The organism is Ruegeria sp. CDSA034 (assembly GCF_059612275.1).
This window is the reverse complement of the sequence record NZ_JBXWQH010000007.1, coordinates 1-25,050: the sequence shown is the minus strand read 5'-3', so window position 1 is coordinate 25,050 and position 25,050 is coordinate 1. Positions and strand designations below refer to the sequence as shown.

At 56.9% G+C, this 25,050-nt stretch carries 22 protein-coding genes, 1 pseudogene and 1 riboswitch; of the genes and pseudogenes, 13 read left to right on the top strand and 10 right to left on the bottom strand.

The window, feature by feature from the left end; translation table 11 throughout:
• The 3 genes and pseudogenes from AC2FLJ_RS13040 to AC2FLJ_RS13030 all read right to left on the bottom strand — a co-directional run bounded on the left by AC2FLJ_RS13040 (position 1) and on the right by AC2FLJ_RS13030 (position 2,218).
• Complete coding sequence (locus AC2FLJ_RS13040; RefSeq protein ID WP_496698077.1) at positions 1-378, bottom strand: nuclear transport factor 2 family protein; 378 nt, start codon at positions 376-378, stop codon at positions 1-3.
• Between the two features lie 54 nt (positions 379-432).
• A pseudogene (gene ribB / locus AC2FLJ_RS13035) lies at positions 433-1,074 on the bottom strand (3,4-dihydroxy-2-butanone-4-phosphate synthase); the annotation flags it as partial.
• 10 nt (positions 1,075-1,084) lie between these two features.
• Positions 1,085-2,218 (bottom strand): LLM class flavin-dependent oxidoreductase, encoded by a 1,134-nt coding sequence (locus AC2FLJ_RS13030; RefSeq protein ID WP_496706148.1) that lies wholly within the window; start codon positions 2,216-2,218, stop codon positions 1,085-1,087.
• Positions 2,219-2,397: 179 nt separating this feature from the next.
• On the opposite strand from AC2FLJ_RS13030, the gene AC2FLJ_RS13025 reads away from it, so the two are divergent.
• The 5 genes from AC2FLJ_RS13025 to AC2FLJ_RS13005 all read left to right on the top strand — a co-directional run bounded on the left by AC2FLJ_RS13025 (position 2,398) and on the right by AC2FLJ_RS13005 (position 9,178).
• A complete protein-coding gene (locus AC2FLJ_RS13025; protein WP_282169633.1) occupies positions 2,398-3,369 on the top strand; it encodes a TetR/AcrR family transcriptional regulator in 972 nt (323 codons plus the stop codon).
• A 262-nt stretch (positions 3,370-3,631) separates the two neighbouring features.
• Positions 3,632-5,728, top strand: coding sequence for a hydantoinase/oxoprolinase family protein (locus AC2FLJ_RS13020; protein WP_496706146.1), 2,097 nt, complete (start codon positions 3,632-3,634; stop codon positions 5,726-5,728).
• Positions 5,728-7,380, top strand: coding sequence for a hydantoinase B/oxoprolinase family protein (locus AC2FLJ_RS13015; RefSeq protein WP_496698084.1), 1,653 nt, complete (start codon positions 5,728-5,730; stop codon positions 7,378-7,380). The genes AC2FLJ_RS13020 and AC2FLJ_RS13015 overlap by 1 nt, the downstream gene beginning before the upstream one ends.
• Entirely contained in the window at positions 7,377-8,444 is a 1,068-nt protein-coding gene (locus tag AC2FLJ_RS13010) for a pyridoxal phosphate-dependent aminotransferase (RefSeq protein WP_496706144.1), read from the top strand. Before AC2FLJ_RS13015 ends, AC2FLJ_RS13010 begins: the two co-directional genes overlap by 4 nt.
• Positions 8,441-9,178, top strand: a complete 738-nt coding sequence (locus tag AC2FLJ_RS13005) for a maleate cis-trans isomerase family protein (protein ID WP_496698087.1) — start codon at positions 8,441-8,443, stop codon at positions 9,176-9,178. Before AC2FLJ_RS13010 ends, AC2FLJ_RS13005 begins: the two co-directional genes overlap by 4 nt.
• Before the next feature lie 65 nt (positions 9,179-9,243).
• On the opposite strand, the gene AC2FLJ_RS13000 is transcribed toward AC2FLJ_RS13005, so the two are convergent.
• From AC2FLJ_RS13000 to AC2FLJ_RS12990, 3 genes are read right to left on the bottom strand one after another with little or no spacing between them, the layout of a single operon-like run.
• Positions 9,244-10,041 carry an iron chelate uptake ABC transporter family permease subunit gene (locus AC2FLJ_RS13000; RefSeq protein ID WP_058272042.1) on the bottom strand — a complete coding sequence of 266 codons (798 nt, stop codon included), beginning with the start codon at positions 10,039-10,041 and terminating at the stop codon, positions 9,244-9,246.
• Positions 10,041-10,793, bottom strand: a complete 753-nt coding sequence (locus tag AC2FLJ_RS12995; protein ID WP_282169639.1) for a metal ABC transporter ATP-binding protein — start codon at positions 10,791-10,793, stop codon at positions 10,041-10,043. Before AC2FLJ_RS12995 ends, AC2FLJ_RS13000 begins: the two co-directional genes overlap by 1 nt.
• A 2-nt stretch (positions 10,794-10,795) precedes the next feature.
• Positions 10,796-11,308: a Fur family transcriptional regulator gene (locus AC2FLJ_RS12990; protein ID WP_496706142.1), complete on the bottom strand. Its 513-nt coding sequence runs from the start codon at positions 11,306-11,308 to the stop codon at positions 10,796-10,798.
• 56 nt (positions 11,309-11,364) lie between these two features.
• On the opposite strand from AC2FLJ_RS12990, the gene AC2FLJ_RS12985 reads away from it, so the two are divergent.
• Positions 11,365-12,342, top strand: coding sequence for a zinc ABC transporter substrate-binding protein (locus AC2FLJ_RS12985; RefSeq protein ID WP_496706140.1), 978 nt, complete (start codon positions 11,365-11,367; stop codon positions 12,340-12,342).
• A 237-nt stretch (positions 12,343-12,579) separates the two neighbouring features.
• On the opposite strand, the gene AC2FLJ_RS12980 is transcribed toward AC2FLJ_RS12985, so the two are convergent.
• The gene (locus tag AC2FLJ_RS12980; protein WP_496706138.1) at positions 12,580-13,365 is read right to left on the bottom strand and encodes a HalD/BesD family halogenase; all 786 of its coding nucleotides are present in this window, start codon (positions 13,363-13,365) and stop codon (positions 12,580-12,582) included.
• Positions 13,366-13,841: 476 nt separating this feature from the next.
• Between AC2FLJ_RS12980 and AC2FLJ_RS12975 the strand changes: the two genes are divergently transcribed.
• The 7 genes from AC2FLJ_RS12975 (at position 13,842) to AC2FLJ_RS12945 (ending at position 22,197) form a co-directional block, all read left to right on the top strand.
• The gene (locus AC2FLJ_RS12975) at positions 13,842-14,606 is read left to right on the top strand and encodes an enoyl-CoA hydratase (RefSeq protein ID WP_496706136.1); all 765 of its coding nucleotides are present in this window, start codon (positions 13,842-13,844) and stop codon (positions 14,604-14,606) included.
• Between the two features lie 318 nt (positions 14,607-14,924).
• On the top strand, positions 14,925-15,413 hold the full coding sequence (locus tag AC2FLJ_RS12970; RefSeq protein WP_496706134.1) for a CBS domain-containing protein: 489 nt from the start codon (positions 14,925-14,927) through the stop codon (positions 15,411-15,413).
• A gap of 24 nt (positions 15,414-15,437) precedes the next feature.
• Positions 15,438-16,802, top strand: coding sequence for an ArsB/NhaD family transporter (locus tag AC2FLJ_RS12965; protein ID WP_113788495.1), 1,365 nt, complete (start codon positions 15,438-15,440; stop codon positions 16,800-16,802).
• Positions 16,803-16,940: 138 nt separating this feature from the next.
• Positions 16,941-17,046, top strand: a riboswitch (TPP riboswitch).
• 33 nt (positions 17,047-17,079) lie between these two features.
• Positions 17,080-18,060, top strand: coding sequence for a thiamine ABC transporter substrate binding subunit (gene thiB, locus AC2FLJ_RS12960; protein ID WP_496706131.1), 981 nt, complete (start codon positions 17,080-17,082; stop codon positions 18,058-18,060).
• A complete protein-coding gene (locus AC2FLJ_RS12955) occupies positions 18,036-19,583 on the top strand; it encodes a thiamine/thiamine pyrophosphate ABC transporter permease ThiP (protein ID WP_496706129.1) in 1,548 nt (515 codons plus the stop codon). The genes thiB and AC2FLJ_RS12955 overlap by 25 nt, the downstream gene beginning before the upstream one ends.
• Positions 19,570-20,262, top strand: coding sequence for a thiamine ABC transporter ATP-binding protein (locus tag AC2FLJ_RS12950; protein ID WP_496698098.1), 693 nt, complete (start codon positions 19,570-19,572; stop codon positions 20,260-20,262). Before AC2FLJ_RS12955 ends, AC2FLJ_RS12950 begins: the two co-directional genes overlap by 14 nt.
• Before the next feature lie 102 nt (positions 20,263-20,364).
• On the top strand, positions 20,365-22,197 hold the full coding sequence (locus AC2FLJ_RS12945) for an adenylate/guanylate cyclase domain-containing protein (RefSeq protein ID WP_496706126.1): 1,833 nt from the start codon (positions 20,365-20,367) through the stop codon (positions 22,195-22,197).
• Positions 22,198-22,228: 31 nt separating this feature from the next.
• Here the strand turns inward: AC2FLJ_RS12945 and AC2FLJ_RS12940 are convergent, their stop codons facing one another.
• The 3 genes from AC2FLJ_RS12940 to AC2FLJ_RS12930 form a co-directional block, all read right to left on the bottom strand.
• The gene (locus tag AC2FLJ_RS12940) at positions 22,229-23,194 is read right to left on the bottom strand and encodes a GlxA family transcriptional regulator (RefSeq protein WP_282169647.1); all 966 of its coding nucleotides are present in this window, start codon (positions 23,192-23,194) and stop codon (positions 22,229-22,231) included.
• 250 nt (positions 23,195-23,444) lie between these two features.
• Positions 23,445-24,422, bottom strand: coding sequence for an HpcH/HpaI aldolase/citrate lyase family protein (locus AC2FLJ_RS12935; protein ID WP_282119228.1), 978 nt, complete (start codon positions 24,420-24,422; stop codon positions 23,445-23,447).
• 19 nt (positions 24,423-24,441) lie between these two features.
• The coding region (locus AC2FLJ_RS12930) for a PLP-dependent aminotransferase family protein (RefSeq protein WP_496706124.1) at positions 24,442-25,050 on the bottom strand (609 nt) is incomplete at its 5' end.

The window sequence follows — 25,050 nt, the reverse complement described above, 5'->3', positions numbered from 1 at the left end:
TCAGTCTTGGTTGCGCTGGACGTAATAGACCTTGGCCGCAATCTTCCAGCCCTCGCCTGTGCGGACCAGCGACAGGTAGTCGATGAAGTATCGGGGTTGCACGGCGCAGTCGATCTTGACAAAGGCTGTATTCGGCCCTGATTGATCGATCGAGATTGTGTGCCCGTAGACAGGATAGCCTTTGGATTTCGGGCTTTCGCGACCGCCGATGACCTCTTTGTATTTCTCCAGCGTCATGTGGATATAGCTGCCATCCTCGTTGGCGCAGCAAAGATCACATTCAGGCAGAAACATCTGGTCGGTCTTGCTGATGTCTCCGTCATGCAGGTTTTCGATATACGCCTGCATCAGGGTTTCGATCTCGGCAAATGCGGTCATAGGATATCCTCGGTCATGAGTGTCTTGAAACGCAGGTGGTATTGGCTGTCAGGCGGCCTTGTTGGAAAGCAGGTCCTGGCGAAACCGTTTGAGGTCTTCGATCGTGCCGACCTTAAGGCCGTGCCGGGCCCCAAATTCCAGCAGATCCGGCAGGCGCGCCATTTCACCATCATCATTCATGATTTCGCAGATCACGCCGGAATCCCCCCGCCCGGACAGGCGGGCCAGATCAACAGCGGCTTCGGTGTGACCTTCGCGTTCCAGCACGCCGTGCGGTTTCGCCACCAATGGGAACAGATGCCCGGGCGAAACCAGATCTGCCGAAGAGCCGCTGTCGGAAGCCAAAAGTGCGACGGTCCGCGCCCGGTCGCTGGCGGAAATGCCGGTGGTCGCGCCTTCTTTTGCGTCCACTGAAATGGTGAACGCCGTATGATGTGGATCCGTGTTCAACGCTGTCATGGGACCAAGGCTGAACTGCTCGGCCCGCTCGGGCGGAATGGCCATGCAGATCAAGCCCCGACCAAAGCGTGCCATGAAATTCACCGCGGCCGCATCCGCGCAGGCCGCTGGGATCACCAGATCGCCCTCGTTCTCGCGGTTTTCATCGTCGACAAGAATTACCATACGGCCTTGTTCGCAATCCGTAATGATCTCTTCGATGGGTGACAGCTGATAAACTTCATGCAGATCGAACACGGTCTTCCCCTTATCCGTTCAGAGGCTTGATGACGCCTTCGGCAAATTCGATCAGAGCTTCCTGCTCGATCTCGTCGCCAAAGTAGTTCACGTGGTGCCAGACAAAGAATTCGTCGATCTGATAGCGCTCGGCCAGTTCACCGACCTGGTCCAGAACCTGTTGACGCGAGCCGTCCCAGACGCGGCCCAATGGGACGTGATAGGGCGGCGCGTCGTAGGCCGAGAACCACAGGTTGTCGAACATTTCGCGGTACTGTTTGGTTTTGGCCGGTGTCTTGCCCATCATCAGATGCGCACCCAGAGCCAGAACGTCGTTGTTGGTGGTTTGAGGCAGCCCGTTTTCATGCGCGGCCTTCAGGCAGTTCTCAAGAATCACCGGCATGAATTCTTCTTTGTCGGCGGTCACGAAGGACACCATCTTGGCCCCTTCCGACGCCCAGAACGTGGCAGTTTCCATCGAATACGAGAACGGCGCATATACTTTTGGGTGCGGCTTTTGCAGCGGCCGGGGAACGATGCCCGATTTGCGCAGGATCTTGTTGCTATCAACCGGGCTGTCACCGCCCCAGAGTTTGGTCGGATTGAACTCCCACTCGACATTCGACGGGAAGCTCCAGAACTCGCCCTGATGTTCGGTCAGGTCATCGGTCCACAGCGATTTGATCAGACGCCAGTTTTCGTACAGCGCGCGACGGTTACGCTGGTCGGCCTCGGACTTGTCGGATTCAGCCGAGGTGATGTCCAGGTGCTGCCCCATGGTCGCTGTCCAGCGCGGCGTGTTCCCGCGCGAGAACCCTGCGAAGACACGGCCGCCGGTCATGTGGTCCAGCATGGCGATGTCTTCGGCAGTCTTGATCGGGTTCATCGCGGTCAGGTTCATCCCCAACTGACCAACTTTGAAGTTCTTGGTGTGCTGGGCGATGTACATGTTCCAGAACAGCGGGTTCGTGGTGCATTCAACGCCTTCGACCTGCATGTGGTGCTCAGTCAGGCAGAAGCCGTCATAACCAAGCTCCTCAGCAAGGACCATCTGATCACGCATCGTGTGCATCATCTTGTTGAACCGCGCAGGGTCACGTCCAGCAAGCTGAGTGTCCTCGCCATGCTGGCGTGCGAATGGAATGGCGAGAATCTTGAACTTCATGCAGGCGTCTCTCGGCGTGTGATTGAACGTTCACTAACTCTCCCATACGGCCGGCAATTTCGTCAAGCCCCGAATTGTTTTTCCCTACGTCGCAACGACACTGCGACGATTTCCAACTGGACAACACATAGGGATTTCAACATGTTGCCCTCAGGTAGGGTCCTATGGAGGCAAGCCACGTGTTTTTGTATTCCGCTGCGCAAGTTGATGAATTTATTAATAAATCGCAGCTAGATGGCGTGTGCGTTGCGCTGGCGATTGATGCTGCACGCGAGGAGCTCAAACGCCTCGGCGACACTTTGCATCCAACACTGGTCAACACCTCGGCCACGAATCTGGCAACCCCGGGACAGGGGCAAATCGAGGCCCAGGCCATGCGCATGTCGCCTGAAGATTCGCTGCTGACCTCATACCGTGTCTCGATCGTTCAGGCCGGGCACAATCCCGGTGAAGCCGCCACGCTGATGGAAGTGACCTGCACGTTCTCAGTCGAAGCGCAACTGGCGGAAACGCCAAAATCCACTCAGGCAGAAAAGCCGCCCCGCGCCCTGTCCGACACCGCCGAGGAACGGCGGCGACAGATCTTTGAAGGCGCGTGCAAGGTGATAGCCAAGCATGGGTTCGGCAATGCTTCGATGCGCGAGATTGCCAAAACATCCGGGCTGTCGGTTCCGCTGATGTACAAGTACATCAAGGACAAGGATGACATACTTCACCTGATCACCACGATGTGCATGCAGGACATCATCGACTTTTTCGATACCGGAGAACTGTTCACCGGCCCCGCCGATCAAAACCTTGAAAAAGCGGTTGACCGGTACATCGACTACATTGGTGAAAACCGCCGCTACATCAATCTGGTCTATTCGGAAACACGGTCCATGTCTGCCGAGAACCGCGCGCGTGTATTTGATATGGAGCGTGAATTCATGGGCCGCTGGAAAGGCATTCTGGATAAAGGGGTCGAGCAGAAAGTGTTCCGCCCCATGAACACAGAACTAATGGCCAATTATCTGTATTTCCTTTGTAATGTCTGGTCACTCCGGCATTGGAGCATCGGAAAGTTCCCGGAAAGCGAGATCCGGACCAGTCTGAAGGCGCTTATCATGGATGGGGTTTTGGTCAGGGCTGCTCCCTCCAAGAAATCCTGAGCGAACCATCAACCACTCTGGGTGTTTGATGCACAAACGCTTAGGCAATCAAGTCGCACATCTCTGTCGCTTCCGGGCGATTTGGTCGCAAACCAACTTGCGACACGTCTTGGGCGTGTCAAACTGAGTATATGACACCGCTCTGTAGTCCTAACCCTCTGGATCGCCGCGCAACCGGTTGTGACCTTGTCGTGAGTGGATGATGGCTGGCGCTCTGCGCCCATTGCCTTCTGCCCAGACAACGGACAATTCGGACACTCTCATGACATCTCAAACCTTACGCCTAGCCATTGATATCGGCGGCACCTTTACCGATACGGTACTCGTCTCGGACGATGAGACCATTTTGGCTTCGACCAAGACGCTCACGACGCACAAAAATCCCGCAGATGGCGCGATGGAGGGCGCAAGACGTGTCATGGCGGAGTCCGGCCGGTCGTTGAATGAGGTGACAGGTTTCATCCACGGAACGACACTGGCGACCAATGCATTGATCGAACGTCGAGGCGCTGTTGTGGCGACCGTGACGACCGAAGGTTTTCGCGACATTCTGGAAATCGCGTATGAGCGGCGATATGCGCAATATGACATCAACCTGGAAAAGCCGGACCTGCTGGTCCAACGCGAACGGGCGCTGACCATTCGCGAACGGATGGATGCCGGAGGGGATGTGCTGATCCCGCTGGACACTGGTTCGATAGACGCGCTGTTGGCCGAGCTGGATGCCACCGGCGCGGAAGCGGTCGCAATCTGTTTGATGCATGCCTACGCCAACCCGTCGCACGAACGCAGGTTGCGCGACATTCTGGCGGAAAAACGCCCCAGCCTGACAGTTTCAATTTCCTCTGATGTAAGCCCAGAGGCGCGAGAGTTTGACCGGCTTTGCACTACGGTCGCCAATGCCTACATCCAGCCGCTAATGGAAAGCTATCTGGCGCGCTTTGCCTCACGGTTCCAGACAGAAGGCGTGACCTGTCCGATCCTGATGATGACGGCCAGTGGCGGAATGTGCACCGTTCAGACGGCCTCACGATTTCCGATCCGGCTGGTCGAAAGCGGGCCGGCGGGCGGAGCAATTTTGGCCGCACGGATCGCAGCGCGGGCCGGGATTGACGAGGTTCTATCTTTCGACATGGGCGGGACGACTGCGAAGCTCTGCCTGATTGACAATGCGCGGCCTCAAACCTCGCGCCAATTCGAAATCGCGCGGGCCGCGCGGTTCATCAAGGGATCGGGCATGCCAGTACGTATCCCAGTGGTCGAAATGATCGAAATCGGCGCAGGCGGCGGCTCAATCGCCGGGGTTGACCGTCTGAGACGGTTGACCGTGGGTCCAAAATCGGCCGGGTCAGAACCCGGTCCGGCGGCCTTTGGGCGGGGCGGCACCGAGCCAACCGTGACTGACAGCGACATCACCCTGGGCTATATCGTGCCGGACACATTTGCCGAAGGGTTTATCAAGATTGACCCCGCAGCGTCTGAAGCTGCGCTGAACCGGGTCATCGCCGCGCGTCTGAACACGAACGCCACAGCGGCGGCGGACGGCGTCAGTCGCATCGTCGATGAAAGCATGGCCAGCGCGGGTCGGATGCATGCGGTGGAATCAGGCAAGGACCTTGGTTCCCGTACGATGATCGCCTTTGGCGGTAATGGCCCCCTGCACGCAAGCCGTGTGGCCCGATCCGCCGGGGTCCGTCGCATCGTGATCCCGCCCGATCCGGGCGTCGGATCCGCAGTCGGGTTTCTGTTTGCTCCGGTCAGTTTTGAGATCGTCAGATCAAGTTATTCTCTACTTGAATCCCTGGATCTGGAGCGGGTCAACGCCCTGTTTTCCGACATGATCAACGGGGCAAGCCGTGTGGTTGCCCAAGGCGCAGGTGATGCACCCACCGAAACGCAACGCACGGCCTTCATGCGCTACAATGGTCAGGGCCACGAGATCGAGATTGCTCTGCCCGATCGCAATTTAACTTTCGAAGACATAGAGCCGCTGACTGATGCGTTCGAGGCGGAATACGGTAAACAATTCTCGCGTCCCGTGCCGGGAATGCAAATCGAGATCCTGAACTGGGCTGTCCGCGTCGCAACCCCAGATGCGGATGTTCCAGATTTGCCGGAAACACCGTCTCTGACAACGATCACACCAGCCCAGACCCGCCCCATCTCCTGCGATGTAGATGGTCAGATAAAGCAGGCTGGTTTTGTGTCACGCGACAGCCTGAGCCCGGGCGACCGGGTTTGCGGCCCTGCGCTGATCACGGAACCGCAGACGACGACTTTGGTCTCATCAGACTTCTCGGCGTATTTAGATGCCATTGGAAACCTCATCCTTATCCAAGATCAGAAAGGAGGTGTATGATGACTGCCGATCAGTCCCCCGCCCGCCTGCAAGTCATGTGGAACCGCTTGCTTGCGGTGGTCGAAGAACAAGGCCAAACCCTGATCCGCGCCGCATTCTCACCCATTGTGCGCGAATGCGGCGACATCTCTGCCGGGATTTTTGACGCCGGGGGTCGGATGCTGGCACAGGCAGTTACCGGAACGCCCGGACACATCAACACGATGGCCGAAGCCGTGATGCATCTGCGCGGTCATTTCCCGGTTCAGAACATGAGGCCCGGTGATATCTACATGACCAATGATCCTTGGCTGGCTTCGGGACACCTCAACGACTTTTTGCTGATGATGCCCGCATTCAAAAACGGCAAAGTCGTCGGCTTTACTTCATGCACTTCGCATCTTGTGGATCTGGGCGGCCTTGGAATGGGCCCCGAAGGGTCAGATATCTATGATGAGGGCCTGCTGATCCCACCCTGCAAACTGGTCGAACAAGGCGTCCCGAACGCCTTGCTTTTGGACATTGTCCGCGCCAACAGCCGCGAGCCTATTGCTAATGAGGGCGACATATATGCACTGGTCGCTTGCTGCGAAGCGGGCGTGAACCGCCTGCTCGATATGATGGATGAGTTCGGAATCGACGATCTGGATCAACTGGGCAGCTACATCATCGACACCTCGCGCCGCGGCACGCTTGAAGCCATCGCTGAAGTGCCCGCAGGCACCTATAGAAACCTTCTGAGGATGGACGGTTATGAAAAAGAACTGGAACTGCACGCGACCTTGACGGTCAGCAAAACGGGCATGCATGTGGATTTCACGGGAACGTCGGGTTGTTCGGGCAAGGGTATCAATGTGCCGCTGAACTATGCGACCGCCTATACAGTCTTCGCCCTGCGCTGCATCGTCGGGTCTGACATCCCCAACAACGCCGGATCGTTGGAGCCGTTTACAGTGGACGGCCCAAAAGGCTGCATCCTCAATGCACAACGCCCCGCCCCGGTGGCAATGCGGCACACGCTAGGACAGGTAACACCAGATCTGGTGCTTGGATGCCTGCATCAGGCCCTGCCAGATCAGGTCCCCGCCGAGGGCGCGTCCTGCATGTTCGATCTGCCGATGCGGCACGCACCCGAAGTGGCGCGTGATGGAGGTCGGGAATTCGCGGTTGAACCTGTGCATAATGGCGGCACCGGCGCTCGGCCACACGCGGATGGCTTGTCTGCCACAGCCTACCCTTCGGGCGTGTTCGGATCTCAGGTCGAGATCACGGAAAGCGTGGCCCCGGTCACAATCTGGAAACGCGAACTACGCCAGGATTCAGGAGGTGCAGGCAAGTATCGCGGCGGTCTCGGCCAACGGATCGAGATGACCTCGGCCAATGGCGCACCCTTCCTCGTTTTCCTGTCGGTTGAGCGCCTCAAATTCCCCGCCCTCGGACGCATGGGTGGAAAACCCGGCGCACCCGGTCGTATTCGTTTCCGCGATGGCGAAAATGATATCCCGGGCAAAGGAGAACTGCGCGTTGAAGCTGACGACTACCTGGTCTTTGAAACCCCCGGGGGCGGTGGTTTTGGCGATCCGGCCGAGCGGGACCCGCAGGCAATCTCCCTAGACCTCAAGCGCGGGCTGATCAGCGCAAAAGGCGCAAAATCCTTTGGGGGCACATCATGATCCGCCCGGTTCCCCACATAAGTGCAATGGCGGCCTATGCGCTGGCCGACCTTGGCGGCGAAAACACTATCTCGTTGGCCCAGAACGAAAGCGCCTTTCCCGCAAGTCCCGCAGCCATCAAGGCGGGTCGTGACGCACTGGCCGATCTGCAATTGTATCCTGATCCGGAATGGTCGGAGCTGCGCACAGCAATTGCAGATGTGCATGGGCTCAATCCGGCACGGGTGCTGTGCGGAGCAGGCTCGATGGAGCTGATCGGCTGTTTGATCCGCGCCTATGCCGGGCGCGGTGATCGGGTCCTTGGCACGGATTACGGATATGCGTTTGTCGCCTCAGCAGCAGCTCAGGTTCAGGCCGATTACGTTAAGGCGCGGGAAGTGGATCTGACCGTATCCGTCGACGATATCATCGCTGTGGTCACACCTGAAACGCGGATCGTCTTTGTCTGCAACCCTGGCAACCCGACCGGCACCCTGATCCCCAATTCCGAAATCCTTCGTCTGCGCGATGAACTGCCCACCGATGTTCTACTGGTCGTCGATCAGGCTTATGCTGAGTTTTCCGATCACATAGATGATCCGGCCGACATATTCGCGCTGAGCGATCGAGGGGACACCGTGATCATGCGCACCTTTTCCAAGGCCTATGGCCTGGCAGGCGCGCGTGTAGGATGGGGATACTTCCCGCCCGAGATTGCGGCTGAACTGCGCAAATTGCTTAATCCAAACAATATTTCCATCGCTTCACAGGCGGCGGCAACTGCAGCGATCCGCGATCAGGCGCATATGCAAAATGTGGTTGCCCGCACGACTGAAATCCGTGAACGATTTGCCGCGGAATGTCGTGCGTTGGGCCTAATCGTTCCTCAAAGCCACACAAACTTTGTGCTATTGCGCTTTGCCTCAACGCTGGATGCGCAACGGGCAGACGCGGCGCTGCGGGCGGACGACCTACTAATGCGCGGCATGGGAGGATACGGCTTAACCGACTGCCTGCGCGCCACAATCTGCGAGACGCCGATCATGGATCGGTGCCTGACCGCCCTGAAGGGAGCATTGAAGTGACCGAAACACGAACCGCAGCCAAAATCGGTGTTCTGGTACCTTTCACCAACACCAACCTCGAACCGGATATGGAGTTGTTGAGGCCGCCCAACACTACAGTCCATTTTCAACGTATGGGCGGGTATGACGTGGATGAAATCCCCGGCTCGGATCAGATGGCGGGGTTGGGTGCATCGGATATCACTCACGACCTGCGGATGATCTCGGGCATACGCCCCGATGTGGTATTGTATGGCTGCACCTCGGCGACGCTGACCCACGGACCGTCTTTTGATGCAGAGCTGGCCCAGCAGATCAAGGCGGGCTCGGGTGCAGTTTCGCTGACCGCTGCAGGGGCGTTGATCGCTGGGATCAAAGCAGTCAGCGCAACAAAGGTCGGTTTTTCATCGCCCTATTTGGGCGAGATCAATGAACAGGCGATGGACTTCATGCTCCGCAATGGCATTAAGACTGTCAAATGTGTCGATGTCGGCCGCGAACTTGGCAACTATGGGCAAGGTGAACTGACCCCGGGTGAGGTGTTCGACCTGGCGTGCAGAGCTGATCACCCGGACGCGCAGGCGATCGTCCTAAGCTGCACAGACATGCGCTCGGTCGAGGCGATTGAACGGATTGAGGCCGCGCTGAACAAACCCGTCATTACCTCCAATCAAGCGATGGTCTATGGATTGCTGAAAGCGCTGAATCTACCGCGTCACGAAACGTTACCTGGGCGTCTGTTCCACACTCTTTGATCAACAGCGTAGTCAAGTGGCACTTCTACGCCCCTCTTACATAAGCTGCCGTTCTTAGGCGACTGTCAGGAGTTGGTATGACGCTGCCAACCAAGCAGGCTGAAACAGGCAAACAAAATGGCGGCAACACAGACAATCGAGGGCCCGGCCGGCGTGTCGAAGACATAAGCAGCCCGCAACCCTGCCACAGCCGACGTCGCCCCGATTGCCGCTGCAATCAGGGCCATCGTTTCCGGTGACCGCGCCAGATTACGCGCCGCAGCGGCTGGTATGATGAGCATCGCCGCTATCAACAGAACACCCACAACTTTGATGGCGACTGCCACCGTGATGGCCAATGCAAGCGTCAATATCAGTTGTTCGCGCTTGGGATCGAACCCGCTGGCATAGGCCAGTTCCTCGTTCAACGTCGCCGTCAACAGCTGGGACCAACGCCAGGCAATCAAAATTACGACCAGTGCAGCGCCGCCCCAGATGACGGCCAGATCCGAACGGGAAACGGCCAGAATATCTCCAAACAGATAGGCCATCAAATCAATCCGGACACCGGAGAGGAATGAAACCGCCACAAGGCCAAAAGCCAGAGCGGAATGTGCCATGACACCCAGCAACGTATCCATTGCGTACCCACGACCTGCCAACAGCGTCACGGTCAGCGCCATCAACAAGGCGACGGCCAGCGCACCTGTAAAAACCGACATCTGAAACGTTAGCGACAAGGCCACGCCGAGAATGGCTGCGTGCGCTGTGGCATCGCCGAAATAGGCCATACGGCGCCACACTACAAAACACCCCAACGGCGCCGCAGCAAAGGCCACGCCTACACCGGCCAGCGTGGCTCGGGTCATGAAATCATCAAGCATTATTCTGCGGCTTCCTGTGAATCTGTTCCATGGTCATGATGATGATCGTGGTTGTGATCATGATCATGGCGGTAAAGGGCAAGCGCTCCACCTGTTCCGGTTCCGAACAACGCGCGGTATTCGGGGGCCGAGGCCACAACCGCAGGTGAGCCCTCGCAACAGACATGGCCGTTCAGGCAGATCACCCGGTCCGAGGCGCTCATCACCACGTGGAGCTCGTGGCTTATCATGATGATAGCGCACCCTGTTTCCTGACGCACGTCTTCGATCTGGCGATAAAACGCAGCCGAACCAGGCTGGTCCAACCCTTGCGTGGCCTCATCCAGCAACAGGATTTCGGGTCGGTTGATCAAGGCCCGCGCCAGCAGCACGCGCTGGAATTGTCCGCCCGAAAGCTGTGACATCTGGCGCTTGAGCAGATCGGGCACACCGGCCGTTTCCAGCGCAGTCGCGCAATCCTTCTTTGACGCGCGATGGGTCAGCCGCATAAACCGTTCGACGGTGATCGGCAGGGTCGGATCGATATGCAGCTTTTGCGGGACGTAGCCAATTCTCAGCCCCAGCTTTCGCTTTACCTGCCCGGCAGACGGTTTGATTGCACCGATTATGGCGCGCAGCAGGCTTGTCTTACCCGATCCGTTAGGGCCGACGATGGTCACAATTTCACCAGGTTCGACACCCATGTTGATGTGCCGTAACACGGTATTGGCCCCATAGCTAACGCTGAGGTCTTCTACGGTAATCAGGTTCATTTCTACGCCTTTTTGGTGCAGTCGGGGCAAACGCCTTCGGCTTCTACAACGGTCCGCTCGATCTCGAAACCCACTGCCCGCGCGGCTGCGCCCAGCTCTCCCTTCGCGGGTGTTGAATGTGTTTCGGCCACAGCATCACATTTCCTGCAAATCATGAAGGCCGGAGAATGCGTTGCCCCGGGATGTGCGCAGGCGACAAATGCGTTCAACCGTTCGATTTTGTGGACAAACCCGTTCTCGACAAGAAAATCGAGGGCGCGGTAAGCCACTGGTGGCTGCGATCCGAAGCCTTCGTCGCGCAATCGATCAAGAATTGTATAAGCACCCAAGGCCCGATGTTCCTGCAGCAGCATCTCCAAAACCTTGCGCCGCACGGGAGTCAGCCGCAGACCTTCTTCTTTGCACCGGGTCTCGGCAACGGTCAGGCTACTTTCGACGCAGTGCGCGTGGTCGTGCTTTTGGAATCCGACAAGGGCGGAGTCTTCAGCAGGTGCAGGTCTCATCTCACTTGTCATGTTATTCCATATCATATATGCCACTCGCAACGTTATAAAATCACATAGAGGGTTTGATGTCCAGAAAGCTTCTTCCTGTTTCGGTCACGGCTGCGTTGATGGGGGGCACAGCGATGGCCGATGTCCCAAATGTTGCCGTTGATATTGCTCCGGTGCACTCATTGGTGGCGCGCGTGATGGAAGGTGTTGGCGCACCGAACCTGATCGTACAAGTCGGCGCGTCCCCGCATGAATACAACCTCCGCCCTTCCGAGGCGGCTGCCCTGCAGAATGCGGATTTGGTATTCTGGATGGGCGAGGACCTGACCCCATGGATGGAAGGCGCAGTCGAGAACCTGACCAACGGAGCGACAGTCACCCCCCTGCTCGAAACGGATGGCACCGTCCTACTGGATTTCCGCGAGAACGCGCTGTTTGAAGCGCATGATCATGGCGATGAAGATCACGCTGAAGAGGAGGACCATGACGATCATGGTCACGAGGATCATGCTGAACACGACGACCACCATGACCACGCGCATGGCGATCATGATCCGCATGCCTGGCTTTCGCCCAAAAACGCCGACACCTGGCTGAACGTGATTGCCGCGCAGCTTTCCGCAGCGGACCCGGAAAATGCGGGTGCATATTTCGCAAACGCGGCGGCTGCCCGCGAAGAGATGGCATCCCTTTCTGCTGAAGTGAGTGCCACTCTGGAACCTGTACGCGGCAGTAACTTCATCGTTTTCCACGATGCTTATCATTATTTCGAGAACGCCTTCGACTTCCCCGCGTCGGGTGCGATTTCGCTTAGTGACGCGTCAGATCCAAGCCCGGCGCGGATTTCTGAGATTCAGGGGCGCATTCGCGAAGAAGGGATCAATTGTGTTCTGTCAGAGCCGCAATTCAACCCAGGCATCGTCGCCACTGTCTTGGTCGGAACCGAAGCGAATACCGGTGTGATAGATCCACTAGGTTCTGATCTTGAACCCGGGGCTAAGCTGTACCCGCAAATGATCCGGAACATCGCAAAAACATTGGCGGAATGCCTATGACCTGACAGGGCAGCCCGTTTTGGCATGGAAATCCAGAGCGGGCTGAACATCGCCGGGGGCACAAAGGTTTCTCGGAAACTTGGTTTTTTCGTTTCGGTGCTCGCGGCATTCGCCCGTTTGGAAACTCAGCCAGATTTCTTCTAGAGTTCCCAACAGAACGACGCAGTCAGAGGCTGTAGCGGTGTCGGGATCAACGATCCGGACACTAGTTACGGGTCAGGCATGCGCAATCCCGGCTCACGACGCGCGCCCGTAAAACCCGATGCGTTCTTCGTGTGTGAACTGAACGTTTGGCCGATCATAAAAGGAAAACACGGCAATCATACGGTCGCGGTCGCCTTGAACAGGCGAGACGCGGTGCGCCGTGTTTTTGCCTTTGAAGATGTTCAAAGTCCCCGGCTGCAGTTTCATGAGCGTGGGCTTGCGCCGGCCTTCCAGCAATTCAGCCACCCCATCGTAATTCGGGTTGTCATCACTACGCAGGTCTTTTTCGTACTCAAATTCACATCCCGCAGACGGCGCTTGCAACAGCAGCGTTGTGGTGAATTCGGACCTGTCGAAATGCCAGTTCAGGGCCTGCCCGGCTGAGTAAGCCATGACGTTCACGCGGGCCAGCGGATCATCCATCACAAAAAGCTTTGGCTTTTTCATGACCGCAGCCAGAAACTGCGCAAATGGCGGCCAATCGTAGAGGCGGATCACAATGGCCTGCCCCAACTGATCGGCACAAATCGTTCTGTTAGACGTCTCAAATTGGGTCAGGGCCGGATGGTCGCTGCCGAGGCCCTCGATAGACGTCCTGAAATAGATGTTGTGCCGCCGCGCGTGGACAAAAGCCTCTTCGGCAAAAACCGGTTGCAGCTCAGACACCGCCGATTCCAGCGCACTGTCGCGAACAAAGCCAGGCAGGTTAAATAGTCCATTCTCAGAAAGATCGGCTTTGCAGCGTTCGATCAGGCTGTGCCAGGCCGTGCTGCCCGGCTGGTCCAGTGGATACAAATCCAAGTTTAAGACATCACGCATCTTCGACCCTCCCTTCCTGTTATCCTGAGCAGGGCTTGAAACAGGGTTTTATAAATGGATAGCCTTTTTGGAGAGCATAAGAAATTCAAAAACTCTGACCGAAAACGGATTGCCCGGCGGAAAGCGCCTATTCCTGAGGGCGCTTGTTCAGTAGAAATGACGGCGATGGATTTAAAGTCGGAGACCCTCATCAGGATGAGCATGTCGCCGATCCCTTTGCGGCGGGGTTACCGGATAGCTTACGCAAAAAGACGTAGATCTCCACCAGATGTAATAAAAATTCGTAACTGCGCTGCAAAGTTAAGGCACCACTGAATTCAGCAGTGGGGATCAGTCTGGCACACTCGCCCGGCGACGTGAGGTAACCGCCCTGATTTGTTGACGCAGGCTATTTGCCCGCATACGAACTTGCCCACATGCAGGAAACCCACAGCCGACGCGGCACAAATTCCGCCGGACATCCAAGGAATAACGCCATGAGCGAACATATCATCGTCAGCACTCAGGATCGCGTCACCACAGTCACGATTTCTCGCACAGACAAGAAAAACGCGATCACTTTTGCCATGTATACCGCGATAGCTGAAGCCATCGAAGAATACGGTCAAACCGATCAAGCCCGGGCGCTGGTCATCACTGGTGAAGGCGATATGTTCACAGCCGGGAATGACCTGCAGGATTTTATGACAGGTGGTCTTCCGGCGGGTGACGCTGAAAATCCGATTATTCGGTTCCTGAATGCGATCCGGGATTGTCCGAAACCCCTGATCGCCGCGGTCAACGGTTCTGCAATTGGTGTTGGCCTGACCATGCTGCTGCACTGCGATCTGGTCTATTCCGCGAACAGCGCTACATTCAGCGCTCCATTTGTCCAACTGGGTCTTGTGCCCGAGGCCGGTTCTTCGATGTTGTTGCCAGCGTCCCTCGGTATGGCTGTCGCCAATGACGTCTTGCTGGCGGGGCGGGTTCTGACGGCATCCGAGGCCCTGAACCACGGGTTGGTCGCGCGCGTCTTTGCCGACGATGAGTTGATGAACGAAGTCCAGGAGATCGCCAAAGCCATTGCAGCCTCATCCCCGGTAGCGCTCAAACAGTCAAAGGCCCTGATCCGCAATCAGCGTGACGAAGTGGCCGGACACATGGCCGCGGAAATCAAGATTTTTGCCGCGCAGCTACAATCCCCGGACTTCGCCGAAAGCGTTGCGGCCAAACTGCAAAAACGCGCACCGAATTACAGCTGACCCGCGCTTGAGCTATTACGGCTTTCCACGCTTCGAAGGCAAAACCGGTTGTTTCGGAAACGCAAGCTGAGGCACAAAACGCCGCTGACGCAAACCCAAGCTGAAACCAACCTTCTGTTATTGGCCTACATGGCGAATAACAGAAGGATATCGACTTAATTTCATTACCGGGCTGGTCAATTCCGCCCGGCAATGGAATCAGTGCGCATCAACAAATTTTGATTCGCCCTGACACGCTTTAACAAGCCGAAAAAGGGCGTGCCCTGTGGCTGTTGGATGGCGTTTCACCCGATAGCCGCGTGAAGTCAGAGGAAAAGCATGGGCCTAACCTGCTATGACGTGATGGTACCGCCTGAGGTACAAAAGACCATTCTGCCGGATGAAAGCATCGCCACGGCTTTCAACATCATCAGAGGCAGCCGGGCACGGTTTCTGCCTGTCGTGGCCGAAGACGGAACGTATGTTGGTGTCTTTACTGCCCCAACGCTGCTGAAACTGATCCTGCCGAAAGCGGCGACAATCGGTCTGAATGATGATGCGTCGCGCGTCGCGATCGACTCGCTCAGCTTCATGAACCTGACGCGGGAAGATTTCGAACAACAGATGGAGCGACTGAAGACCGAAAAGGTTCGCGACAACATGTCGAGGCCCTCGAACATCCCCGTTGCTGCACCCGACACGCCAGTGATGGAAGGTATCTTCCTGATCTACAAATACAAACGGCACGTGATCCTTGTTGAGCCCGAAACCAACCGTTTTGTTGGCACCGTAAGCGCTAACTCGCTTTTGGATCGCGCACTCAGCTAACCCTATACAAACCGGACTAAAACCTTGGCTACGCATTCGACGTCACACGGAGAGGCCGCTCTCTCTGTTCCACAACTATTGGGCATTGATCCGCTTTGGATCGCGACCGGAATTCTGATTTTGGTTTATGCGGTCCTGATCACAGAAAAGGTCAACCGCGCCATTTTGACGATGCTAGGCGCGTCCCTGATGGTCCTGTTTGGCATCATCAATCAGGAACAGGCCGTGGCGGGTGTGGACGCCAACACTCTGGCACTGCTTATCGGCATGATGGTCATCGTGGGGATCACCAGCAAATGCGGATTGTTCCAATACGTAGCGATCAAGGCCGCAAAAGCGGTGAAAGCCAATCCAACCGGCATCCTCATCATGCTGACGCTGATTACGGCGGTGTTCTCGGCCCTGCTGGACAACGTAACGACCGTTTTGCTGATCGCCCCGATTACGCTGCTGATCACTGAAGCCCTGGAAACGCGTGTGTTCCCGTTCTTTGTCGCCGAGATCCTGGCCTCGAATGTGGGCGGAACAGCGACGCTGATTGGTGACCCGCCCAACATCATCATTGGCTCGGCCGCAGGGCTGAGCTTCAACGATTTCGTGGTGAACCTGGCGCCTATCTCGGCCATATGTCTGGTTGTCCTGACCGGCATCATTTACCTTATGAACCGCAAGGAACTTGCCCGCATTCCGAAATCGGCCAGCGATCGGATTATGGGGTTCAACGAATCCGAAGCGGTTACTGATGTTGTTTTGATGATCAAGTCTCTGGCCGTTTTGGCTCTGGTTTTGCTGGGGTTCACGCTGGGACACAGCTACGGCATTCAGCCGGGTACGTCAGCGTTAGCCGGTGCAGGCCTGTTGATGCTGCTGGCCTATGGCCACCAAAGCGGTGAAGAACAATCCGAGTCGGTTCACCACATTTTTGGTGAAGTTGAATGGGTCACAATCTTTTTCTTCGGTGGGCTGTTCGTCATTGTTGCCGGTGTTGAACATGTTGGCCTCTTGGCATTCTTTGGTGAGAAAGTGCTGGAGCTGACCCAAGGCGACATGATGTGGACCGCGTTCTTCATCTTCTGGGCCTCTGGCATCCTGTCGGCCATTCTGGACAACATCCCGTTTGTGGCAACGATGATCCCTCTGATCGAATCCACCGCGGATACATTTGGCGGCGAAGACGCGATTGAACCCCTTTGGTGGTCGCTGGCGCTTGGGGCCTGTCTGGGCGGCAACGGCACATTGTTGGGGGCAAGCGCCAACCTTACGGTGGCTGCTTTTGCGGAAAAGGCCAAGCAGCCCATCGGCTTCATCGCCTTCGCCAAAATTGCATTCCCGATCATGATCCTGACCCTGATGATCGCGAACGTTTATATTTGGCTGCGTTACTTCTGACCCTATGGCCCTTTGAACCAAACGCAATACAGGTTCAAAGGGCGTCGGACGCCGGACAGGTTTACTTGCCCGCATACGACACGCACCGCTCTGAGGCACCGAATTTTGTTGTCTTTCTGGCCAATCCCCCCTAGTGACGGCCTCACCTCGGGGAGCACGGCCTGCCGCGCTGAGATGCTTATAAAGCGAACCCGTAGAACCTGAACCGGCTAGAACCGGCGGAGGGAAGGGTTTCGGTTTCATCCATCCTTACCCTCTCGCCGCAATGGAGGATGACATGAAACATCTGCTAATTGCTGCGGGACTTCTGAGTGCAACTACGGCCATCGCCGCCGACAAGCCTCAGCTTACCGTTTACACCTATGACAGCTTTGTATCCGACTGGGGCCCCGGCCCGCAGGTCAAAGAAGCTTTTGAAGCGGTCTGCGACTGCGAGCTGAACCTCGTGGGCGTCGAAGATGGTGCCGCACTTTTGTCGCGTGTCCGGCTTGAGGGTGAAAACTCTGACGCCGACGTCGTGCTTGGTCTGGATACCAACCTGATTGCAGCGGCCCGGGAAACCGGCCTGTTTGCGCCCAATTCCGTTTCTGCCGACTTCGCGCTGCCGATCGAATGGACCGATGACACGTTCACACCGTATGACTGGGGCTACTTCGCCTTCGTTCACAAAGCGGATGCGACCGCGCCTGCGAACTTCCGGGAGCTGGCGGACAGCGACACCAAAATCATCATCCAGGACCCTCGCTCGTCCACGCCCGGTCTGGGTCTGCTGATGTGGGTTAAAGCGGCGTATGGTGATGATGCACCCGAAATCTGGACTGGTCTTTCCGACAATATCGTGACGGTCACAAAAGGCTGGTCCGAAGCGTACGGCCTGTTCCTTGAGGGCGAGTCGGACATGGTTCTCAGCTATACGACATCTCCGGCCTATCACCTGATTGCCGAGGACGATGGCAGCAAGGCTGCGTCCGCTTTTGACGAGGGCAACTATCTGCAAGTTGAGGTTGCGGCAAAGCTGGCCGCGACGGATCAGGCCGAATTGGCGGATCAGTTTTTGCAGTTCATGGTCTCGGATGCGTTCCAGCAAATTATACCGACAACCAACTGGATGTACCCGGCCGTAACCCCGGCAGAAGGTTTGCCTGCAGGGTTCGACACCCTGACAGTGCCGGCAAAGTCGCTGCTGTTCTCCCCCGATGAAGCCGCCGCCGTGCGGGATCAGGCCCTGGCAGAATGGCAGAACGCGCTCAGCCAGTAAGCCCATGGCCCGGTATCGGTGCGGCAGCTCTGGTCGCCGCGCTAATCCTGGGCACTCTTACGGCGGTTGCACTGCGTGCTGAAACCAGCGGCGGGTTCAGTCCCGCTGACTGGGCTGCGCTGCGCTTCACGCTGACCCAGGCCACGCTGTCCGCATTGTTCAGCGTGGTGTTGGCCGTGCCGGTTGCGCGGGCTTTGGCACGTCGGAGGTTCCCCGGCCGACGGGCTTTAATTGCGCTTTTGGGTGCGCCCTTCATCCTGCCGGTCATCGTTGCCATTCTGGGTCTGCTGCAAGTCTTTGGCCGGTCGGGATGGATCTCGGACTTCCTTGGCATTTTCGGCCTGCCGCCCATACGCATCTACGGCTTGCATGGGGTCGTACTGGCGCATGTTTTCTTCAACCTACCCCTGGCCACACGCCTTGTGTTGCAAGCCTGGCAGGAAATTCCGGCAGAACGGTTTCGCATGGCCGCACAACTGGGCTGCAATGGTATGGCCATGTTTCGACTGATCGAGATGCCCATGCTCAAACGGACCCTGCCCGGGGTTCTGGCGGTAATCTTCGCCATCTGCCTGACCAGCTTCGCCGTCGCCCTGACCTTGGGCGGAGGGCCACGGGCTACAACAATCGAACTGGCAATCTATCAGGCTTTTACCTACGATTTCGACTTGGGTCGCGCCGCCCTGTTATCCGCCCTGCAACTTGCCCTGACAGCTGCGACCGCTTTGGTGGCGCTGAAGTTTTCGCGCGGGGACGGTTTTGGAACAGGTCTCGATCGCGCCTTGCGCCGCTGGGATGGGGGTGCGCCGACGATAGATGTATTCTGGATCGTCGCAGCGGCCGTCTTTTTGCTACTGCCTTTAGCATCGGTCGTAATTTCGGGAGTTGCCGGGTTGTTTGACTTGCCCGCAATCGTTTTTCGGGCTGCGCTGATCTCGGTCCTTGTTGCTGCGGCAAGTACTGCAGTCCTACTATTGCTAGCTTTGCCTATGGCCACCGCCGTCGCGAGCGGCCGGTACGGGCTTGTGGAACTCAGTGGCATTTTGGGTTTGGCGGCATCACCATTGGTCATCGGTACGGGCCTGTTCATCTTAATCCGGCCTTTGGCAAACCCGACGACATTGGCTCTGCCTGTCACTGCTTTGGTAAATGCTGCGATGGCCCTGCCCTTTGCTTTACGCATTCTGGTCCCCGCCGCGCGCGACATAACCGCCAGGCACGGACGTCTCGCGCTTTCATTGGATATGACAAAATGGACGTTTTTCACGCGCATCTTGCTACCGCGCATGCGTCCGCAGATTGGGTTCGCCGCTGGTCTTGGGGCGGCTCTGTCAATGGGTGATCTGGGTGTGATCGCTCTGTTCGCCGATCCGCAGATCGCGACCCTGCCCTTGCAAATCTACCGCTTGATGGGTGCCTATCAGATGCAGGCTGCTGCCGGCGGGGCATTACTGCTGTTGCTGCTGTCCATGGGCGCATTCTGGCTATTGGACCGAGGAGGGCGCTGGCATGCTGAAGCTTGACGACTGCGTGATTGAAAACGGGAATTTCACCCTAAACGCCGATATCCAGATCGAGGTTGGCAACAGCATTGCCATTGTCGGCCCGTCCGGGGCGGGCAAGTCCACATTGTTGGAGACTATCGCTGGATTTCGGGATCTGAAAAAGGGTCAGATCTTTTGGGGTGGTCAGCAGATTTCCAACTTGCATCCCGGCAAGCGCCCTATGGCGATGCTGTTTCAAGACGGAAACCTGTTTCCGCATCTGACGGCTGAACAAAACATCGCCCTGGGCCTGCGCCCAAACGGTCGGTTGTCCGCAGACGAGGGTGCACAGGTTCAGTCCGCTCTGGGCCGGGTTTCTTTGCATGGTATGGGCGCGCGCAAACCCTCGGAACTGTCCGGAGGACAGCAAAGCCGGGTTGCCCTGGCCCGCGTACTTGTGCAGCGGCGCGAACTGTTGCTTTTGGACGAACCGTTTGCCGCCCTTGGGCCAGCCTTGAAAGCCGAGATGCTGGATTTGGTGGCCGATCTGGTGGCCGAAACCCAAACGACCCTGTTGATGGTCAGCCACGATCCGCAGGATGCACGCCGTATTGCCGACCAAACCGTACTTGTTACAGACGAAACGGTGCATGCCCCCGTTCAGACAACGGAACTCTTTGACAACCCGCCGCCAAGCCTGCGTGCGTATCTTGGCTAGCGGCGATCCCGTCTCAGACGTCAACGAGACGTTGTAACGGGTCGCCAAGCTAAATATCGTTCAAAGATGGTCAACGAAGACAAGCATACGCAGCACACTGGCGTGATCGACAAAAGCGCCCGGGCGCAAAGCAACCGCCAGACAAGGTTAAAAATCCGGATTTCTACTCTGCTGGCGCTGACCATTGGCGGACTGGTGGCAATATCGGCTGGCGCAGTTCTGTTGGTTTCGACTTATGCCAATTTTCAGAACACGACGGAACTGTTGAATACGTCTGCCGCGATGATCGTCGAATCCATCGAAGACGATATCTTTAGCCTGACGACACCGATCGAGGAACTGGCGCAATCCCTACAAGAAGACGCAAGCACGGGTGAAGTCGATCTGCACGACACCGATTTTCTGAAAGCCTACTTCAAAGGCGTGGTGGCTTCGGTCCCATATCTGACAGATCTTGCCATCGTGTATCCTGACGGCAGTCTGTTCATTTCAACACATATCACGGATGTTGAGGGGCCACGTTTAATAACGTCATACGAGCCTCCGGCTGCAGGCACGCTTCAGTATCTTAAAGATGTTAAAGGCTATGATGGTTTGGTCTGGAACGAACCCTTCTTTGACCAGGGCCGGACACATATCTCAGCGACTGTACCTGCCTATAAAGACGGTATTTTTCTCGGGGCCGTGCTCGTTTCTTCTACCGTTCACCATTTCTCGGGCCTGGTCGACGAGTTAAGCGGGAAATACGGGGCAACCGGTTTTGTTCTGTACGGTGACAACCGCGTTCTGGCCCATCCCAAATTGCTGAACCTGTCTGCAAACACGTTAAGTTCAAACGCCCCCTTGCATTCGGTCGCAGCACTTGATGACGCGGTCATCTCACAAATGCTGATGCAGCCACCCGAGTTTCAGGGCAACGATGGAACATTTGTCGGATATGTGGTCGAGGCGCTGGACGGAGAACACCTGGTTTTGACAAGCATCGTCAGCGGCTTCGGATCTGAGCCGTGGGTGATCGGGCAGTATTCTCCACTGAGCGATTGGAGCAACCAATGGTCCCGGCTGAGTGATGCCGCCCTGGTCAGTCTTGGTTTACTGATCGCTTCGGTCATTGCGGCGCTTGTGTTGGCCAGACGATTGGCGGCACCCATTCACAGGTCGACCGAAGAAGCCATCAAAATCAGCGAGCTGAATCTGAACCAAATCGACCACCTGCCCCCCTCTCGGGTCTCTGAACTGAACCTTCAGGCTGTGGCCTTCAACAAGATGCTCGACGGGCTGCGCTGGTTTCAAACTTATTTGCCCCGAACCCTTGTACGGCAAATGCTAAAGACCGGAGACCCTAACCTTGTGTTGCCGCGCGAAGTCGAACTGACCGTCATGTTTGCCGACATCGTGGGGTTCACACCCGCATCCGAGGCCATGACGCCACAAGCCACGGCAGCAATGCTGAACCGGCATTTCGAGATCCTGAACCGCTGTATAGAAGCCGAGGGCGGAACGCTCGACAAATACATCGGCGACGCCGCGATGGCGTTCTGGGGCGCGCCCCAGGACCAGACGGACCATGCCGAACGCGCCTGCCGGGCTGCAATGGCAATCAAGCGATCTCTGGCTGAGGCTGGCGTCGAGTACGGCGTCAAAATCGCGGTGCACACCGGGCCGCTGATTGTCGGCAATATCGGGGCCGTCGACAGGATGAATTACACGGTGATCGGCGACACGGTGAACACCTGCGCCCGGATCGAGACCCTTGTAGGCGAGCTGCCAAGTGACGAGCAAACCAGAATTTTGATCAGCGATGCCACAGCGCGCCTGATCAGCCCGGCTTTTCATCTGATCGACTGCGGCGAATTCACGGTCAAAGGACGTTCAAGGAAAGTGAATGTCTACCGCCTTTGCGATGCAGATAAGACCCTTCGCCCCTCAGCATAACCTGCCAGGAATTCCAGTGGCCGTATAATGGTCACTCCGTGCGCCGCAGTTGTTTTGGTGTTTTGCCGTATTCGGCCTTGAATGTCTGGGCAAGCGTAGAGGTTGACGCAAAACCGCAGGCTATGGCGATGTCAATAATCGGCATTTGCGAGTTCGAGACCAGAGTAAACGCTTTTTTCAACCTGATCTTTCTATAAAATTTTCCGGGCGACGTGCTCAGGTGCAGCATGAACTGACGCTCTAACTGCCGGGTAGATACGCCCACGCGGCGGGCAAGGCTGGCCGTTGGCAACGGGTGTTCGGTGTTTTCTTCCATGATGCGGATCGCGTTTTGCAGCCGCTTTTCCAGGAAATTCGGGTTCGCGCTCAGACCTTTGGGTTGCTCTTGCGCGTGGCCCCGAACGTCGTTCAGCATCAATTGACAGGCCAGTTCAGCCCTATCTTGAGGCTCAAGAACCTCGGCCAGAATGCCGATGATCGCCTCGGCGGTATGACCGTGCCCGGCGCAAGTCAACACTGCTCCATTTCGGGCAACAAGACTCTCAGAAAGCATGGGATAATCCCCTATCTCACGCAGCAAACCAATGTCGCGCCAATGTGCCGTGACCGGCCCGGATTGTTGCACTGTCGCCTTGATGTATTCGCGTGCCGCGTCCGAAAACAAGGCAACTGGTCGTTTGTGTTTTTGCATTGCCCGGACGCGTCGCAGCCATGTGCTGACATCTCCCAACTGACCGCCCACAACACACAGGCAATCGCTCAGATACTGGTCAGAGATGGCAGGCGTTGCCCGCACAATCAGGTCTGAACTGCTGGACACCAGACCGGGCGTGTCCGACGAAATCTGCCACCGAAAAAGATCGCGGTTGAGAACATCATTTGCCGTCTGCAAAACTGCAATGATGGATGACAGCTCAAGATACGCAAACTCGGCCTGCACGAAGATCTCGAATGTTATTCGCTGTTCAGTCTTTGATCTGTCTGTAGGTGCTAACATTCGATGAGTTCTTGTTGTTCTTTGCCAGCACGTTAGCCCTTTTTTGCAAGAGCCGGTCAGTCTTTGGGGCAGCTGTAAATCAACTGGCGAGGGCTTAGTTTGAACCGATCATCAGATTGAAAGCAAGGTGCAAGTCCGCGCGCAAATCCAAGGTGCCGGTCGCGGCGATAATATGTAGACCACGAGACGTTAAGACCCAATCGCGGGGCCCAAAAGACCCCGCGCCAAGGAATGCTTGTAATACAGATGCTTATGCCGCTGCGATTTGACTAGCCTTTTCGACCAGTACTTCGGCCTGACGGATCGAGGCATAGTCGATCAGGCGACCATCCAGAGACACAGCGCCTTTGCCAGCCGATTCAGCCTCGGACATGGCTACGAGTATGCGCTGTGCTTTGGTGACTTCGGCATCTGATGGCGACATGACCTCATTGGCCAGGACAATCTGGCTGGGGTGGATAGCCCATTTTCCTTCACATCCCAGTACGGCCGCGCGTTTCGCTGCCGCGCGATACCCGTCTGGATCCTGAAAGTCACCGAAGGGCCCGTCGATCGGGCGCAGGCCGTTGGCTCGGGCGGCGACAACCATGCGGGCTAGCGCATAGTGCCACATATCGCCCCAATGCGTCATGCGTCCGCCATCTGCATCCGCATCGGTCAGAACGGAATAGTCGGGGTTTACACCGCCGATGATTGTGGTCCGGGCACGGGTCGATGCCGCATAGTCGGCGACCCCGAAATGCAGGCTTTCGTTGCGTTTGGATGCGGCCGCAATCTCGCTGACGTTCTGCATGCCAAGCGCGGTTTCGATGATGTGTTCGAATCCGATCCGTTTCTTGTAACCTTTGGCGTCCTCGATCTGCGTCACCAGCATGTCGACTGCATATACGTCAGCTGCGGTTCCAACCTTGGGGACCATGATCAGGTCCAGGCGATCACCGGCCTGTTCGACCACATCCACCACATCGCGGTACATGTAGTGCGTGTCCAGCCCGTTGATCCGCACCGACATGGTCTTGTTGCCCCAGTCGATATCGTTCAGCGCTTCGATGATGTTCTTGCGCGCCTGTTCCTTTTCATCAGGCGCGACAGCGTCTTCCAGATCAAGGAAGATAACGTCCACATCCGATTTCGCTGCCTTTTCGAACATTCCGGGCTGGCTGCCCGGAACGGCCAGCTCGCTGCGGTTCAGGCGTGCGGGGGCTTGGTCGATGTTGTGAAAGCTCATGGTTTTGGGATCCTTCGTCTTACAGGTTTGGATAGATCGGGAATTTAGCGCAAAGCTCTGCAACCTCGGCTTTGACCTTGGCTTCAACCGCGCCATTGCCGTCTTCGCCATTGGCGGCCAGACCGTCGACGACTTCGATGATCCAGTCGGCGATTTGGCGGAATTCGATCTCGCCAAAGCCGCGGGTGGTGCCGGCGGGGGAGCCCAGACGGATGCCCGAGGTGATGGTCGGTTTTTCCGGATCAAACGGCACGCCGTTCTTGTTGCAGGTGATGTGCGCCCGGCCCAGAGCCTTGTCGACAATGTTGCCGGTCACGCCCTTGGGTCGTAGATCGACCAGCACCACATGGGTGTCGGTGCCGTGGGTCACCGTGTCCAGACCACCCTTGATCAGCTGGTCTGACAGCGCCTGTGCATTCACGACGACCTGCTTGATGTAATCCTTGAACGCAGGCTGCAGCGCCTCGCCAAAGGCGACTGCCTTGGCCGCGATCACGTGCATCAGCGGGCCGCCCTGAATGCCGGGGAAGATCGCCGAATTCACTTTCTTTGCGATATCTTCATCATTGGTCAGGATCATGCCGCCACGCGGACCGCGCAGGGTTTTGTGCGTGGTGGTGGTTGCCAC

Bases quoted from the DNA above. Each gene is read 5' to 3' on its own strand.
- AC2FLJ_RS13000 (WP_058272042.1), bottom strand. From the start codon at position 10,041: ATGCTTGATGATTTCATGACCCGAGCCACGCTGGCCGGTGTAGGCGTG.
- AC2FLJ_RS12990 (WP_496706142.1), bottom strand. From the start codon at position 11,308: ATGACAAGTGAGATGAGACCTGCACCTGCTGAAGACTCCGCCCTTGTC.
- AC2FLJ_RS12995 (WP_282169639.1), bottom strand. From the start codon at position 10,793: ATGAACCTGATTACCGTAGAAGACCTCAGCGTTAGCTATGGGGCCAAT.
- thiB (WP_496706131.1), top strand. From the start codon at position 17,080: ATGAAACATCTGCTAATTGCTGCGGGACTTCTGAGTGCAACTACGGCC.
- AC2FLJ_RS12985 (WP_496706140.1), top strand. From the start codon at position 11,365: ATGTCCAGAAAGCTTCTTCCTGTTTCGGTCACGGCTGCGTTGATGGGG.
- AC2FLJ_RS13030 (WP_496706148.1), bottom strand. From the start codon at position 2,218: ATGAAGTTCAAGATTCTCGCCATTCCATTCGCACGCCAGCATGGCGAG.
- AC2FLJ_RS12955 (WP_496706129.1), top strand. From the start codon at position 18,036: ATGGCAGAACGCGCTCAGCCAGTAAGCCCATGGCCCGGTATCGGTGCG.
- AC2FLJ_RS12950 (WP_496698098.1), top strand. From the start codon at position 19,570: ATGCTGAAGCTTGACGACTGCGTGATTGAAAACGGGAATTTCACCCTA.
- AC2FLJ_RS13020 (WP_496706146.1), top strand. From the start codon at position 3,632: ATGACATCTCAAACCTTACGCCTAGCCATTGATATCGGCGGCACCTTT.
- AC2FLJ_RS13010 (WP_496706144.1), top strand. From the start codon at position 7,377: ATGATCCGCCCGGTTCCCCACATAAGTGCAATGGCGGCCTATGCGCTG.
- AC2FLJ_RS12980 (WP_496706138.1), bottom strand. From the start codon at position 13,365: ATGCGTGATGTCTTAAACTTGGATTTGTATCCACTGGACCAGCCGGGC.
- AC2FLJ_RS12970 (WP_496706134.1), top strand. From the start codon at position 14,925: ATGGGCCTAACCTGCTATGACGTGATGGTACCGCCTGAGGTACAAAAG.
- AC2FLJ_RS12935 (WP_282119228.1), bottom strand. From the start codon at position 24,422: ATGAGCTTTCACAACATCGACCAAGCCCCCGCACGCCTGAACCGCAGC.
- AC2FLJ_RS13040 (WP_496698077.1), bottom strand. From the start codon at position 378: ATGACCGCATTTGCCGAGATCGAAACCCTGATGCAGGCGTATATCGAA.
- AC2FLJ_RS13015 (WP_496698084.1), top strand. From the start codon at position 5,728: ATGACTGCCGATCAGTCCCCCGCCCGCCTGCAAGTCATGTGGAACCGC.
- AC2FLJ_RS12940 (WP_282169647.1), bottom strand. From the start codon at position 23,194: ATGTTAGCACCTACAGACAGATCAAAGACTGAACAGCGAATAACATTC.
- AC2FLJ_RS12975 (WP_496706136.1), top strand. From the start codon at position 13,842: ATGAGCGAACATATCATCGTCAGCACTCAGGATCGCGTCACCACAGTC.